The sequence below is a fragment of the Streptomyces sp. KL116D genome (assembly GCF_030766975.1).
GTDB classification, from domain to species: Bacteria; Actinomycetota; Actinomycetes; order Streptomycetales; family Streptomycetaceae; genus Streptomyces; species Streptomyces longispororuber_A.
Map to the genome: position 1 here is coordinate 39,989 of NZ_JASERH010000026.1, position 14,150 is coordinate 54,138.

10 protein-coding genes and 1 pseudogene are annotated in these 14,150 nt (G+C 72.1%); 6 read left to right on the forward strand and 5 right to left on the reverse strand.

Annotated features, from left to right (window positions below; all coding sequences use genetic code 11):
• Positions 1–20: 20 nt before the first annotated feature.
• From RBJ77_RS08045 to RBJ77_RS08070, 6 genes and pseudogenes are all read left to right on the forward strand, one after another.
• Positions 21–197, forward strand: a pseudogene (locus RBJ77_RS08045) (metal-dependent hydrolase); the annotation flags it as partial.
• A gap of 52 nt (positions 198–249) precedes the next feature.
• The gene (locus tag RBJ77_RS08050; RefSeq protein WP_372344305.1) at positions 250–1,209 is read left to right on the forward strand and encodes a MerR family transcriptional regulator; all 960 of its coding nucleotides are present in this window, start codon (positions 250–252) and stop codon (positions 1,207–1,209) included.
• Between the two features lie 126 nt (positions 1,210–1,335).
• Positions 1,336–1,878, forward strand: coding sequence for an RNA 2'-phosphotransferase (locus RBJ77_RS08055; protein ID WP_372344306.1), 543 nt, complete (start codon positions 1,336–1,338; stop codon positions 1,876–1,878).
• Positions 1,879–1,907: 29 nt separating this feature from the next.
• A complete protein-coding gene (locus RBJ77_RS08060) occupies positions 1,908–2,372 on the forward strand; it encodes a hypothetical protein (protein ID WP_372344307.1) in 465 nt (154 codons plus the stop codon).
• Between the two features lie 118 nt (positions 2,373–2,490).
• Positions 2,491–3,417: an LLM class flavin-dependent oxidoreductase gene (locus tag RBJ77_RS08065; RefSeq protein WP_255977280.1), complete on the forward strand. Its 927-nt coding sequence runs from the start codon at positions 2,491–2,493 to the stop codon at positions 3,415–3,417.
• A gap of 129 nt (positions 3,418–3,546) precedes the next feature.
• Complete coding sequence (locus tag RBJ77_RS08070; protein WP_372344308.1) at positions 3,547–4,437, forward strand: HAD hydrolase family protein; 891 nt, start codon at positions 3,547–3,549, stop codon at positions 4,435–4,437.
• 490 nt (positions 4,438–4,927) lie between these two features.
• On the opposite strand, the gene RBJ77_RS08075 is transcribed toward RBJ77_RS08070, so the two are convergent.
• The 5 genes from RBJ77_RS08075 to RBJ77_RS08095 all read right to left on the reverse strand — a co-directional run bounded on the left by RBJ77_RS08075 (position 4,928) and on the right by RBJ77_RS08095 (position 13,996).
• Entirely contained in the window at positions 4,928–5,974 is a 1,047-nt protein-coding gene (locus tag RBJ77_RS08075) for a M23 family metallopeptidase (RefSeq protein WP_372344309.1), read from the reverse strand.
• 128 nt (positions 5,975–6,102) lie between these two features.
• Positions 6,103–7,839, reverse strand: a complete 1,737-nt coding sequence (locus tag RBJ77_RS08080) for a GAF domain-containing sensor histidine kinase (RefSeq protein WP_372344310.1) — start codon at positions 7,837–7,839, stop codon at positions 6,103–6,105.
• A 66-nt stretch (positions 7,840–7,905) separates the two neighbouring features.
• Positions 7,906–11,424, reverse strand: coding sequence for a thiol reductant ABC exporter subunit CydD (gene cydD, locus RBJ77_RS08085; protein WP_372344311.1), 3,519 nt, complete (start codon positions 11,422–11,424; stop codon positions 7,906–7,908).
• A gap of 41 nt (positions 11,425–11,465) precedes the next feature.
• Positions 11,466–12,470, reverse strand: a complete 1,005-nt coding sequence (gene cydB / locus RBJ77_RS08090; protein ID WP_372344312.1) for a cytochrome d ubiquinol oxidase subunit II — start codon at positions 12,468–12,470, stop codon at positions 11,466–11,468.
• A gap of 20 nt (positions 12,471–12,490) precedes the next feature.
• The gene (locus RBJ77_RS08095; protein WP_372344313.1) at positions 12,491–13,996 is read right to left on the reverse strand and encodes a cytochrome ubiquinol oxidase subunit I; all 1,506 of its coding nucleotides are present in this window, start codon (positions 13,994–13,996) and stop codon (positions 12,491–12,493) included.
• Between the last annotated feature and the right edge of the window lie 154 nt (positions 13,997–14,150).

Genomic DNA, 14,150 nt, shown 5'->3' on the forward strand with positions numbered 1-14,150 from the left:
ACCGGACGGGCTGCGACGAGGTGACGCTCGGCCTGCTGCCCACCTGGCGCGAGTTGGGTGCGGCCGTCCCCCGCTACCTGCGTCGGTCGTACCATCCCTCGCAGGAGGGTTCGCTGCGCAAGGCGGTCGAGTACCTGGCCGCCTCGCCCGCGGCCCGGGCGGCGGCCGGCGCGGTCGGCCGCTCGGCCGTCGCGTGACAGGACCGGGCCCTTCCACAGCTGTGACCAGGTACGACCAAGGGGCGTGGGTGTGACGGAGCAATCGGTGCAGTCGGCCGCCGAATACCGGATCGAGGACCTGGCCCACCACAGCGGCGCCACGGTCCGCACCATCCGGGCCTACCAGGACCGCGGTCTGCTGCCGCGCCCCGAGCGCCGCGGCCGGGCCAATGTGTACACGGACACGCACCTGTCCCGGCTGCGCCAGATCGCCGACCTGCTCGACCGCGGCTACACCCTGGCGTCGATCAAGGAACTCCTGGAGGCCTGGGACGCGGGGCGGGGCCTCGGCGGCGTACTCGGTCTGGTCGCCGAGGTGGACGGCCCGTGGACGGACGAGCGGGCGGGCCGCATCACCCGGACCGAGCTGGACGAGAGGTTCGGCGGGGACCCCGACGAGGCCGCCGTGCAGGACGCGATCGAGCTGGGCGTGCTGGAGCGGGTACCGGGAAAGTCCGACGAGTTCCTCGTCCCGAGCCCCCAAGAGCTGTCCGTGGCGGTGGAGTTGTACGCGGCGGGAGTTCCGCTGTCCGCAATCTCCGGCCACCTGCGTGAGTTGAGGGGGCAGATCGAGCACATAGCGGCGCGTTTCCTGGAGTTCACGACCGAGCACGTCTTCGCGCGCTATCTCGGCCCGTATCCGCCCACGGACGCGGAAGCCGCCGAGGCGGCCTCGCTCGTACGCCGGCTGCGCCCGCTCGCCCAGCAGTCGGTCGACGCCGAACTGGCGCGGGCCATGCGGCTGTTCGCGACCAAGCACCTGCACCGGCACCTGGCCGAGGGCCCGGTGGCGTCCCCCGTGGACGAGCCGCAGTCCGTCACCGTACCGGCCGCGACAATGCGGGCCGTCCGCACGCTGGTTGGGCCGCAGAACGTCTCGGCGTTCATCGCGGCGGCCGCCGAACGCGAGGTACAGGCAAGGACATTGGATGCATTGACCTCAAACAACCCTAAATCCAGCATAGTTGACCAAATGGGGCCATCCGATTGAGAGTTGTCCACAGGATTGCCAATTCCCCTGTGGATAACCGGACTTGCTTGTGGATCAAACATGCGAGCAAAAATTTCTGAGTGAAATCCACCTGCGCTCCGGACGACTCCCGGGCACCCTGGCGCCATGAATGAGCAACGCACCGTCAAGGTGTCGAAGTACCTCTCGAAGCACCTGCGTCACCAACCGGAGCGGATCGGCCTGACCCTCGACGAGGCCGGCTGGGTGGAGATCGGGGAGCTGCTCGCCGCGGCCGCCGCGCACGGCTTCCGGATCAGCCGGGACGAGCTCGACCACGTCGTCGCCGTCAACGACAAGCGGCGCTTCACGATCGACGGCGCCCGGATCCGCGCCAACCAGGGCCACACGATCGACGTCGACCTCGGCCTCGCCCCCGCGGAGCCGCCCGCGTACCTGTACCACGGCACCGTCGCCCGCCACCTCGACGCGATCCGGGCGGAGGGGCTGCGCCCCATGGCCCGGCACGACGTCCACCTCTCCGCGGACCGCGAGACGGCGACCCGGGTCGGCGCCCGGCGCGGCCGGCCGATCGTGCTGCCGGTCGACGCGGGCGCCATGCACCACGACGGCCACGTCTTCCGGGTGAGCACCAACGGCGTCTGGCTCACCGCCGCCGTACCCCCGCGGTACCTGCGGTTCACCGGCTGACGGCCGTCCCGGGACCGGCCTCCTGCGGCATGATCGGTGGTATGGACCACCCGCACCTGCCCACGACCGAGGCGGCCGTCACCGCCCTGCGCGAGACGGCTCGCGCGTTCCACCTCGAGATCGAGGTGACCCACGACATCGGCGCGGACCAGACCTCCCGCCGCACCACCGCGGGCGTCGGCGTGACCACCGACCCCGACGGTTCGCTGCCGCACGAGGCCTTCGTGGAGCTGGGTGGCTCCCCGCGGATCAGCGTCCGGCTCTTCCCCGAGGACGACGCGCTGATCACGGTCGAGGGAGTCGAGTTCCACGACGTCCCGCGCGACGAGGTGCCCGCGTTCCTCCGGTCCTGCTACGGCGGCCTCGCCTACGTGCACGGTAAGCGTTTCCCGCCCGGCTACCGGCTCGTCGTGCCGCTGCCCGGCGACCGCACGTACAAGGAGTTCCTGCCGATGATCAACCTCACCCGCTGGCTGAGCGGGCGCGTGCGCTGAGCCCTGACCCCGGCCGCCCCCGGCCCGGTCCACCGCCCTCCGAGGCGCCGCGCCACCGCCCCGTGCACCCCCCGGCCACCCCGCGCACACCGCAGGCGGTCCGCATACGCTCACAGGCATGACCGACAAGACCCCGCTCCGCCTGAGCACCGTGATCCTGCCCTACCGCCGCTGGCACGAGGGCGCCCGTGAGGCGTGGGTGCGCGCCGAGGAGCTGGGCTTCCACACGGCGTACACGTACGACCACCTGTCCTGGCGCGTCCCGTTCCGCGACGGCCCGTGGTTCGGCGCGGTCCCGACGCTGACCGCGGCGGCGGGCGTCACCTCGCGGCTGCGCCTGGGCACCCTGGTCACCTCGCCGAACTTCCGGCACCCGGTCACCCTCGCCAAGGAACTGATCTCGCTCGACGACATCTCCGGCGGCCGGATCACGCTGGGCATCGGCGCGGGCGGCACCGGCTTCGACGCGAGCGCCCTCGCGCCCAGCGGCCAGGAGGCATGGACACCGCGCGAACGGGCCGACCGTTTCGCGGAGTTCGTCCCCCTGCTCGACCGGCTGCTCACCGAGGACGAGGTCTCGTACGACGGCACGTTCTACTCGGCGGGCGGCGCCCAGAACATCCCGGGCTGCGTGCAGCGTCCCCGGCTGCCCTTCGCCGTGGCCGCGACCGGCCCGCGCGGGCTGAAGCTCGCCGCGCGCCACGGGCAGGCCTGGGTGACCACGGGCGACCCGAAGCTGTACGAGACGGGCACCCCGGAGGAATCAATTCAGGCCATTCGCGGACAGGTGGAGAAGCTGACCGCGGCCTGCGACGCCATCGGCCGCGACGCCGCCGAGCTCGACCGGATCCTGCTCACCGGATTCACCCCGGAGCGGGGCCGCCCACTGGAGTCGGTCGATGCCTTCGTGGACTTCGCGGGCCGACACCGGGAGCTGGGATTCACCGAGATCGTCCTGCACTGGCCGATCTCCGACACCGCCTTCGAGGCCGACCAGAAGGTCTTCGAGGCCATCGCCACGGACGCGCTCGCCCAGCTCGGCTGACCCGGCCGGCCCGTCAGGCCCGGCCGCGCCACGGGTGCCGGGCCCGGCGGGAACGCCCGCGCGCCGGGCGGGGCACATGCGCCAGGAACGTACTCATCTGCGCGCCCCGCCGCACGCCCGTGCACGCATATGCGCGACCATAGGACGGTGACCTCACCGACTCCTGGGCCCCGGACCCCGGCCCCCTCCGCGCCCCGGCTGATCGCCACGGACCTCGACGGCACCCTGCTGCACGACGACAAAATCGTTTCTCCTCGTACGGTCGCCGCACTCGCCGCCGCCGAGGAGGCCGGTCTCGAGGTCTTCTTCGTGACGGGTCGCCCGGCCCGCTGGATGGACGTCGTCAGCGGCCACGTGCACGGCCACGGACTCGCGATCTGCGGGAACGGCGCGGCCGTCGTCGATCTGCACGAAGGCCCGGGGCGGTACCGCTTCGTCAAGGTCCGGGAGCTGCCGGTGCCGGACGCCCTCGACGTCGTCCGCATCCTGCGCGAGGCGGCGCCCGGCACGTCGTTCGCGGTCGAGCGGACCGGCGGCCTGCACCACGAGCCCACCTACCCGCCGCTGCACCTGGACCCGGGGGAGAGCGTCGCCCCCGCCGAGAAGCTCCTCACCGCGGACCTCCAGGGCCCGGCCGTCGCGGACCAGCCGGTCCTCAAGGTCCTCGCCTACCACCCGGACCTGGACCCCGACGCGTTCCTGACGCTGGCCCGCGCCGCGGTCGGCGACCTGGCGGCCATCACCCGGTCGAGCCCGAGCGCCCTCCTGGAGATCAGCGGCGCGTCCGTCTCCAAGGCGAGCACGCTCGCCCTGTGCTGCGAGGAGCGCGGGATCTCCCCCGCCGAGGTCGTCGCCTTCGGGGACATGCCCAACGACATGGAGATGCTCGCCTGGGCAGGCACCTCCTACGCGATGGGGAACGCGCACCCGGCCGTGCGCACCGTCGCGACCGGCGTGACGGCGACCAACAACGAGGACGGCGTGGCCCGCGTCATCGAGGACATCCTCGCGACCCGCTGAGCGCCCTCCGAGCGCCCGTCGGTCTCCGAGCCCAGCAGTGGTCTCCGAGCCCGCCGGCCGCTCGGGCGCACTCCGGCCACCCGTCGGCCGCTCGGGACGCTCCGGCCGCCCACCAGCCGCTCGGGCGCACTCCGACCACCCGTCAGCCGCTCGGGACGCTCCGGCCGCTCGTCAGTCGCTCGGGCACGCTCCGGCCGCTCGTCAGCCGCTCGGACGCTCTCCGGCCACCCGTCAGTCGCTCGGGCACGCTCCGGCCGCTCGCCAGTCGCTCCGGCGTGCTCCGGCCGCTCGTCAGCCGCTCGGACGCTCTCCGGCCGCTCGGGCGCGCCCCAACTGCCCGTCGGCTGCTCGGCGCCCCTCCGGCCTTCCGCCTCATCCGCCCGTTCCGCTCGGCTGCTCGGCGCCCCTCCGGCCCTCCGGCCCTCCGCCTCATCCGCCCGTTCCGCCCCCTCCGCCCCTCCGGCTGCCCGTCATGCGCCCGGAGGGACGGCTAGAGCCTCACCCCTCGCTCGGCGAACCACTTCACCGGGTCGACGCCCGATCCCAGATACGGCGTGAGCCGCACCTCGAAGTGCAGGTGCGGCCCCGTCGAGTTCCCGGTGGTTCCCGCCTGCCCGAGCCACTGGCCCGCCCGCACCTTCTCCCCCTGGTCGACCGCGGCGGCCGCCAGGTGCGCGTACTGCGTGTAGTAGCCGCCCGGATGCCGCACGACGACCTCGATGCCGAAGCCGCCGCCGCAGGACACGCTCACCACCCGCCCGGCGCCCGCGGCCCGCACCGGGGTGCCGATGCCGACGGCGAAGTCCTGCCCGGTGTGCCGGTGCGCCCAGTGCGCGCCCGCGCTGTCGAAGCCCGCGGACAGCTCGTACGTCTCCACCGGAGGCAGCCACGCGCGCGTGGAGCGGAATTCCGGCTGGTCGAGCCGGACGGCACCGCGGCACTGCCCGGCCGCGACGGACCGGTCCGCCTCGCCCTGCAGCTCCCACTGCGCCGCTTCGAGCTTGCTCTGGATGTCCTGCTTCAGCTTCGCCAGCCGGACGTTGCGCTCCTGCAGGGAGCGCCATTCGGCCGCCGCCTTGCGCTGCCCTTCCGCGAGCTTCCGCTCGGCGCGACGGCTCTTGTCGACGGCGTTGTTGAGGGCCAGGTCGGCCTGCCAGACGGCCCGTTGACCGTGCATCAGCTCTTCGGGGTCCTCGGCGAGCAGCATCTGGGCGGTGAGCGGGACGTCGCCGCCGCTGCGGTACTGGGCGCGCGCGATCCGCCCGAGGTCGTTGTGCAGCACGGCGATCTCGCGCCGCTCCCGGACGAGCAGCTTCTCCATCCGGCGCGCCTTGGCCTTCTGCGCGGCGGCCGCCCTGCGCCCGCCTTCATAGCGCTGCGTCGCCGCTGACGCCTCCTCAAAGAGGCGGGCCACTTCGGCACTTGCCTGCGGACCCTCGGCGCCTTCGGAGAGCGTCGGCGGGCCGCCGAGCGCGACCAGTGCGCACAGCAGCGCCGGGACGACGAGGGAGCTGCGGGAGCGGGGGCGTTGGCGCATGTATCGGATGGTTGCCCGCAGCGCCCGGTCCCTCCTGCGGGACTCGTACGCCCGGGGGAACGCATGCCCCGTACGGCGCAGAAACGTACCGCCGAATCACCTATCAGCGGTGCCGGCCGGTACCCGGCTCAGTACGGCGCCTGCCACACCACGGTCGTGCCGCCCTCACCGTCGGCGATGCCCGGCCCGTACCAACTGTCGCCGCCCAGCGACTCGGCCCGCCGCTTGAGGTTCTTCAGGCCGCTGCGCCGGCCGCCCTCCGGGATGCCCACGCCGTCGTCGGCCACCGTCAGCCGGACGCCCTGCTGCCCGTCCGGCAGGATCACCCCGGCGTCCACGACGACGTCGATGCGGTCGGCGTGCGCGTGCCGGAACGCGTTCGAGAGGGCCTCCCGCAGGGCCGCGATGAGGTTCTTGCCGGTGAGCTCGCCGACGACCGTGTCGACCGGGCCGAGGAACCGGTGCGAGGGCTTGAAGCCGAGCGGGACGGCCGCCATGTTGATCTCGCGCAGCACGCGCGTGCGCAGGCCCGACGGCGCCTCCGCGGGCCCCTGCTGGAGCGCGAAGATCGCCGTGCGGATCTCCTGGATGGTGGTGTCGAGCTCGTCGACGGACTTGCCGATCCCGGCCTGCACCTCGGGCACGACGGACCGGCGCTGGGCGGTCTCCAGCATCATCCCGGTGGCGAAGAGGCGCTGGATGACGAGGTCGTGCAGGTCCCGCGCGATCCGGTCGCGGTCCTCGAAGACGGCGAGCCGCTCCCGGTCGCGCTGCGCCTCGGCCATCATCAGGGCGAGCGCGGCCTGCGCGGCGAACTGGGTGGCGAGGGTGCGCTCCGCCTCGGTGAAGGGCCGGGCCCCGCGCGCGCGGGGCATGACCAGCGTGCCCAGGACGCGGTCGTCGCTCTGCAGGGGCAGCATCATGGAAGGGCCGTAGCCGCGGGCGAGATCGGTCATGACGCGGGGATCGGTGGCCGCGTCGTCGATGAACACGGCTTCCCCCGCGAGGAGTTCGGAGATGATCGCGCTCTCCGGCGGGACGATCACGCCGAGCGCGGCGGAGGGTTCGTCCGAGGCGACGGCGACGATCTCCATGCCGCCCTCCTCGGAAGGCAGCAGCACTATGCCGGCCGCCGACTCGGAGAGCCTGCAGGCCTGTTCCGCGACCACCTGGAGCGCGTCCTCGGCGTCGCCTCCTGAAAGAAGGGCGGTGGTCACGGCGACGGACCCGTCGATCCAGCGCTCCCGCTGCCTGGCCGCTTCGTAGAGGCGCGCGTTGCCGATCGCGATCCCCGCCTCCGTGGCGAGCACCCGGACCATGTTGAGGTCGTAGTCGTTGAACTCGCCGCCGCCGTGCTTCTCCGTGAGGTAGAGGTTTCCGAAGATCTCGCCCTGTACGCGGATGGGGACGCCCAGGAACGACCGCATCGGCGGATGGTGCGCCGGGAACCCGCACGAGCGCGGGTCGTCCGCGAGGTTCGCCAGGCGCACCGGGGTCGGGTCGTGGATGAGCGCGCCCAATAGTCCGCGGTGCCCGTCGGGCAGGTGCCCGATGAGCGCGGCGGTCGTCTCGTCGACGCCGTAGTAGACGAAGTCCGAGAGCCCGTCGCCGTCCTCCGCGACGACACCGATCGCCGCGTACTCGGCGTCCGCCAGCTCGGCCGCGGTCTCGCAGATCCGGTCGAGCGTGGAGTGCAGCTCCAGGCCGGTGCCGACGGACCGCATCGCTTCCAGGAGCTGCGGCACCCGCGCCGTCAGCTCCGTGGACAGCCCTTGGAGGCTGCGCGTGGCCTGGGTCGCGGCCTCCGCGGGGCTCGCGGCGGGCTCTGCGGGGGACGGGGCTCCGGGGTCCGGGGGTGCTGCCATGCCCTTGAGCCTAGTTAGTCCCATTTGGCGAGGAAAGTCGGCGTTCGGTGGTCCAGCGGGCCGGGCTCACCGGACCGCCCCCGAGCCGACCAGAAGTTCCGCCTCGCCCTCCCGGCGCCGCAGCTCCCGCAGCGGGCCGTCCACGGCGGCCAGCTCGGCGTACGCACCGCGCTGCACGACCCGCCCGCCGTCGAGCACGATCACCTCGTCCACGGCGTCCAGACCGGCGAGCCGGTGCGTGATCAGCACCGTCGTCCGCCCCTCGGTCGCGTCCAGCAGGTCCGCGGTGAGCGCGTCCGCCGTCTCCAGGTCGAGGTGCTCGGCGGGCTCGTCGAGCACCAGGACGGGGAAGTCCGCGAGGAGCGCCCGGGCCAGCGCCAGCCGCTGCCGCTGCCCGCCGGACAGCCGCGCGGCGTGCTCGCCCACCAGGGTGTCGAGGCCGTCGGGCAGCGCGTCCGCCCACTCCAGGAGCCGGACGCGGCCGAGTGCGGCCCGCAGCTCGTCCTCGCCCGCGTCCTTCTTGGCGAGCAGCAGGTTCTCCCGGACGGTGCTGTCGAAGAGGTGGGCGTCCTGGGCGCACAGCCCGACCGTGCGCCGGACGTCGTCGCCGTCGAGGGACGCCGCGTCGACGCCGCCGAGCGTGTACGTGCCGGTGTCCGCGTCGAGAAAGCGCAGCAGCACCTGGGCGAGAGTGGTCTTGCCGGATCCCGACGGGCCGACCACGGCGACCCGGCGGCCGCGCTCCAGGGTCAGGTCGACGCCGGTGAGCGCGTCCCGGGCCCGGCCCTCGTACCGGGCGACGAGATCGCGCACGACGAGCGGGAAGGGGTCCTGCGGCGCCTGTGCGGGGCTCTCGGGCTCCCGTACGGGTTCGGGGGCGTCCAGCACCTCGTAGACGCGCTCGGCGCTCTTGTGGACGCGCTGCCGGTACTGCACCGCGAGCGGCAGGCCGAGCACCGCCTCGAAGGCGGCGAGCGGGGTCAGCACGACGACGGCCATCGCCACCCCGTCCAGCTGTCCCGCGCGCACGCCCTGGATCCCGGCGAGCGCGGCGCCCGCCACGGTCAGACCGGTGATCAGCGCGGTGAGCCCGTCGCCGAGCGCGGTCGCGGTGGCGGTGCGCGAGGCGATCCGGGTCAGCACCGAGTCGGCCTCCCCGGCCTCCTTCAGGCGGCGCGGCAGAGCACCGGCGACGGTCAGTTCCGCGGTGCCGGTGAGCAGTTCGGCCGCCCGGGTGGCGAGCACCCCGCGCGCCGGGGCGAGCCGGCGCTCGGCGCGGCGGGACACCGCCCCGGACAGCAGCGGCACCCCGATCCCGGCGAGCAGCAGCCCGGCCGCGAGCACGGCACCGGCCGCGGGCAGCAGCCACGCGGTGAACGCGACCGATCCCGCGCCCACGAGCGCCGCGACCGACGCGGGCAGCAGCCAGCGCAGCCAGTAGTCCTGCAGGGCGTCCACGTCGGCGACGAGCCGGGACAGCAGGTCGCCGCGCCGCGTCGTGCGCAGCCCCGCGGGCGCGAGCCGCTCCAGGCGCCGGTAGACGGCGACCCGGGTGTCGGCCAGCATCCGCAGCACGGCGTCGTGCGAGACGAGCCGCTCCGCGTACCGGAAGCAGGCCCGGCCGATGCCGAACGCGCGCGTGGCCGTGACCGCGACCATCAGGTAGAGCACCGGCGGCTGCTCGGAGGCACGCGAGATCAGCCAGCCGCTGGTCGCCATGAGACCGACGGAGCTGCCGAGCGCGAGCGCCCCGAGCAGCAGCGCGAGCGCGAGCCGGGAGCGGCGCGGGCGGGCCGCGGCGCGCAGCCGGGCGAGGACGTGTCCCCGGCCCCGCGGTGCGTCCTGCGGTCCGTCCTGTGCCGGGCCGTGGACGGCATCGGGGGAGCCGGCCGGCCTCTGCCCGGCCACGCGCGCGTGGTCGCCGGTACCCGCCCGGGCGGGCTCTCCCGCACCGGGCAGCTCCAGCCGCACGACGCGGTCCGCCACGGCCAGCAGCGCCGGCCGGTGCACGACCAGCAGCACGGTCCGCCCCACGGCGAGCCTGCGCACCGCCTCGACGATGCCCGCCTCGGTCTCGCCGTCGAGCGCGGCGGTCGGCTCGTCGAGCAGCACGACGGGCCGGTCGGCGAGGAACGCCCGGGCCAGCGCGAGGCGTTGGCGCTGCCCGGCCGAGAGCCCGGCACCGTCCTCGCCCAGGGCCGTCCGCGCCCCGTCCGGCAGCGCGTCGACGAAGTCCAGGGCCCCGGCCTCCCGCAGCGCGGCCCGCACGGCCGCGTCGTCGGCGTCCGGCCGGGCCAGCCGCACGTTGTCCGCGATCGACCCGGCGTACAGCTGCGGCCGCTGCGGAACCCACGCCACGCGCGCGTGCCACGCCTCCCGCGACACGTCCGCGAGGTCCGCGCCACCGACGAGGACCCGCCCGGCAGTGGGCCGGACGAATCCCAACAGGGCGCTCAGCAGCGTCGACTTGCCCGCTCCGCTGGGTCCGACCAGGGCGACGGTCTCCCCCTCGGCGACCTCGAAGGAGACCTCCGAGAGGGCGTCGTCGTCGCGCCCCTCGTAACGGACGGAGACGCCGTCGAACGCGATGCCGCCGGCCGGCGGAACCTCCCCCGTGCCGGACTCGGGAAGCGGCGTCTCCAGGACGGCGAAGATCTCCTCCGCCGCCGCGAGCCCCTCGGCCGCCGCGTGGTACTGCGCACCGACCTGCCGCAGCGGCAGATACGCCTCGGGTGCGAGGACCAGGATGACGAGCCCCACGTAGAGGTCCATCTCGCCGTGCACGAGCCGCATGCCGATGGTGACGGCGACGAGCGCGACCGACAGGGTGGCCAGCAGCTCCAGGGCGAACGACGAGAGGAAGGCGATCCGCAGCGTGCGGACCGTCGCCCGGCGGTACTCGCCGGTGATCTTGCGGATGGACTCGGCCTGCGCCTTGGCGCGGCCGAACACCTTCAGGGTCGGCAGGCCCGCGACCACGTCCAGGAAGTGCCCCGAGAGCCGGGACAGCAGCCGCCACTGACGGTCCATCCGGGACTGGGTGGCCCAGCCGATGAGGATCATGAAGATCGGGATGAGGGGCAGCGTGCCGACGATGATCGCCGCCGACACCCAGTCCTCGGTGACGACGCGCGCGAGCACCGCCACCGGGACCACCACCGCGAGCCCCAGCTGCGGCAGATAGCGCGAGAAGTAGTCGTCCAGGGCGTCCACACCGCGCGTCGCGAGCGCCACCAGCGAACCGGTCCGCTGACCGCTCGACCAGCCAGGCCCGAGCTGCGCCGCCCGCTCCAGGAGCCGCCCGCGCAGCTCCGACTTGACCGCCGCGCTCGCCCGGTGCGCGGCCAGCTCGGTCAGCCAGGACACGAGCCCGCGCCCGGCCGCCACCACCGCGAGCAGCAGCAGCGGCGTGGTCAGCCGCCCCACGTCGAAACCGTGCTGGAAGGCACCCACCACCACCTCGGCGATGAGCATCGCCTGGGCGATGACCAGGCCCGCCCCGGCGGCGCCGAGGACGACCACCGCGATCAGGAAGAGACGGGTGGCCCGGGCGTACCGGAGCAGACGCTGGTCGATCGGTTTCACGTGAAACACACCCTCACATCAGGTGGGTCGAGCCAAGGGACTCAGTGCGCGGCGTCGGCGATGTGCTTGGTGCCGATCCGCTTGCGGAACACCCAGTAGGTCCACGACTGGTAGAGCAGCACGAGGGGCGTCGCGATGCCCGCGCACCAGGTCATGATCTTCAGGGTGTAGGGGCTCGACGAGGCGTTGGAGACCGTGAGGCTCCAGTCCGGGTTGAGCGACGAGGGCATGACGTCCGGGAACAGCGACAGGAAGAGCATCGCGACGGCCGCCGCGATCGTGATGCCGGACAGCGCGAACGACCAGCCCTCACGGCCCACCTTGATGGCGCCGATCGCCCCGAGGAGCGCGACCGCGGCCACGATCATCGCGATGAGCGACCACTGGTCCCCGTTGTCGGCCTGGGTCCAGATCAGGAAGGCGAGCGCCAGGACAGCGGCCACCAGGCCGAGCCCGAACGCCAGCTTCCGTGCCCGCATCCGGATGTCGCCCACCGTCTTGAGCGAGGCGAACACCGCACCGTGGAAGGTGAACAGCGTCAGGGTGACCAGGCCGCCCAGGATCGCGTACGGGTTGAGCAGGTCCCAGACGTTGCCGACGTACTCGAAGTCCTTGTCGATCTTCACGCCGCGCACGATGTTGCCGAAGGCCACACCCCACAGGAACGCCGGGACCAAGGAGGTCCAGAAGATCGCGCGCTCCCAGTTGGTCTGCCACTTCTCCTCCGGCCGCTTCGCCCGGTACTCGAAGGCGACACCCCGGACGATGAGGCAGACCAGGATGACCAGCAGCGGCAGGTAGAAGCCGGAGAAGAGGGTCGCGTACCACTCGGGGAAGGCGGCGAAGGTCGCGCCGCCGGCCGTCAGCAGCCAGACCTCGTTGCCGTCCCAGACCGGACCGATCGTGTTGATCAGGACGCGCTTCTCCGTGCGGTCACGGGCCAGCAGCTTGGTGAGGATGCCGACCCCGAAGTCGAAGCCCTCCAGGAAGAAGTAGCCGATCCAGAGGACCGCGATGAGTACGAACCAGACGTCGTGAAGTTCCATGACCTGTGCGCTCCCTTCGCCTAGTACGAGAAGGCCATCGGCTTGTCGGCGTCACGGTCTCCGCCGATCTTGGTGGGCGGGTTGAGATCGTCCTCGGTCAGCTCGGGCGGTCCGGCCTTGATGTACTTCACGAGCAGCTTGACCTCGATCACGGCGAGCACCGCGTACAGGAGGGTGAAGACGGTCATCGAGGTGAGGACCTCGCCCTGCGAGACACCGGGGGAGACCGCGTCGCGGGTCTGCAGGACGCCGTAGACGACCCAGGGCTGACGGCCCATCTCGGTGAAGATCCAGCCCCACGAGTTGGCGATCAGCGGGAACCCGAGGGTCCACAGGGCCGCGAGCCAGTAGAGCTTGGTGAACTTGGGGCTGAGCGCCTTGTTCTTGAACAGCACCAGGTTCGGCACTTCGTCGTCACCCACCCTCAGGTGCTGGGGCAGCATGTACTTCTTGCGGGTGAGCCAGAGTCCGACGATCCCGAGGGCGAAGGACGCCATCCCGAAGCCGATCATCCAGCGGAACGCCCAGAAGGTGACCGGGATGATGGGCCGGTAGTCGCCGGGCCCGTACTTCTCCTGCTCGGCCTTGTTGGTGTCGTTGATGCCGGGGACGTACGAGTTGAAGTTGTCGTCGGCGAGGAAGGACAGTATCCCGGGGATCGACAGCTCGACCGTGTTGTGGCCCTTGCTGACGTCGCCGTAGGCGAACACCGAGAAGGGCGCCGAGTTCTGGCCGTCCCACAGGGCCTCGGCGGCAGCCATCTTCATCGGCTGCTGCTTGAACATGACCTTGCCGAGCAGGTCGCCGCTGACCGCCGTGAGCAGACCGGCGACGACGACGGTGACCAGACCGAGCCGCAGCGAGGTCTTCATCACGCCGATGTGCTTCTTGCGCGCCAGGTGGAAGGCCGCGATGCCGACCATGAACGCGCCGCCCGTGAGGAACGAGGCGGTCAGCGTGTGGAACGCCTGGGTGAGCGCCGTGTTCTGGGTCAGTACGTGCCAGAAGTCGGTGAGCTCGGCCCGGCCGTTGGCCTCGTTGTACTTGTAGCCGACCGGGTGCTGCATCCAGGAGTTGGCCGCGAGGATGAAGTACGCGGACAGGACCGTGCCGATCGACACCATCCAGATGCAGGCCAGATGGATCTTCTTCGGCAGCTTGTCCCAGCCGAAGATCCACAGTCCGATGAAGGTGGACTCGAAGAAGAAGGCGATCAGCGCCTCGAAGGCCAGCGGCGCTCCGAAGATGTCACCGACGAAGCGGGAGTAGTCCGACCAGTTCATGCCGAACTGGAACTCCTGCACGATGCCGGTGACGACACCCATCGCGATATTGATCAGGAAGAGCTTTCCCCAGAACTTGGTGGCCCTGAGGTACTTCTCCTTCTCCGTCCGGACCCAGGCGGTCTGCAGCCCGGCGACGAGTGCCGCGAGCGAGATCGTCAGGGGGACGAACAGGAAGTGGTAGACGGTCGTGATGCCGAACTGCCATCGCGCCAGGGTCTCCGGCGCCAGAGCCAGGTCCACTGCGTCTCTCCTTACATCGCTGTGGGCACAGCGGCAGTTTGCCCCTTTAATCCCACAAATCCCGGGAGGAACCGGGACACGCTTGTGAACGCGTTCACATTCACAAGCATTATGTCGTACTGGCTGTCGGCATCCGAAGGGGGGTCCCCTTACT

What these genes read in the sequence shown, in the direction of transcription:
- RBJ77_RS08055 (WP_372344306.1), top strand. Translation starts at nt 1,336, where the DNA reads ATGAATGAGCAACGCACCGTCAAGGTGTCGAAGTACCTCTCGAAGCAC.
- RBJ77_RS08060 (WP_372344307.1), top strand. Translation starts at nt 1,908, where the DNA reads ATGATCGGTGGTATGGACCACCCGCACCTGCCCACGACCGAGGCGGCC.
- RBJ77_RS08065 (WP_255977280.1), top strand. Translation starts at nt 2,491, where the DNA reads ATGACCGACAAGACCCCGCTCCGCCTGAGCACCGTGATCCTGCCCTAC.
- RBJ77_RS08070 (WP_372344308.1), top strand. Translation starts at nt 3,547, where the DNA reads ATGCGCGACCATAGGACGGTGACCTCACCGACTCCTGGGCCCCGGACC.
- RBJ77_RS08075 (WP_372344309.1), bottom strand. Translation starts at nt 5,974, where the DNA reads ATGCGCCAACGCCCCCGCTCCCGCAGCTCCCTCGTCGTCCCGGCGCTG.
- RBJ77_RS08080 (WP_372344310.1), bottom strand. Translation starts at nt 7,839, where the DNA reads ATGGCAGCACCCCCGGACCCCGGAGCCCCGTCCCCCGCAGAGCCCGCC.
- cydB (WP_372344312.1), bottom strand. Translation starts at nt 12,470, where the DNA reads ATGGAACTTCACGACGTCTGGTTCGTACTCATCGCGGTCCTCTGGATC.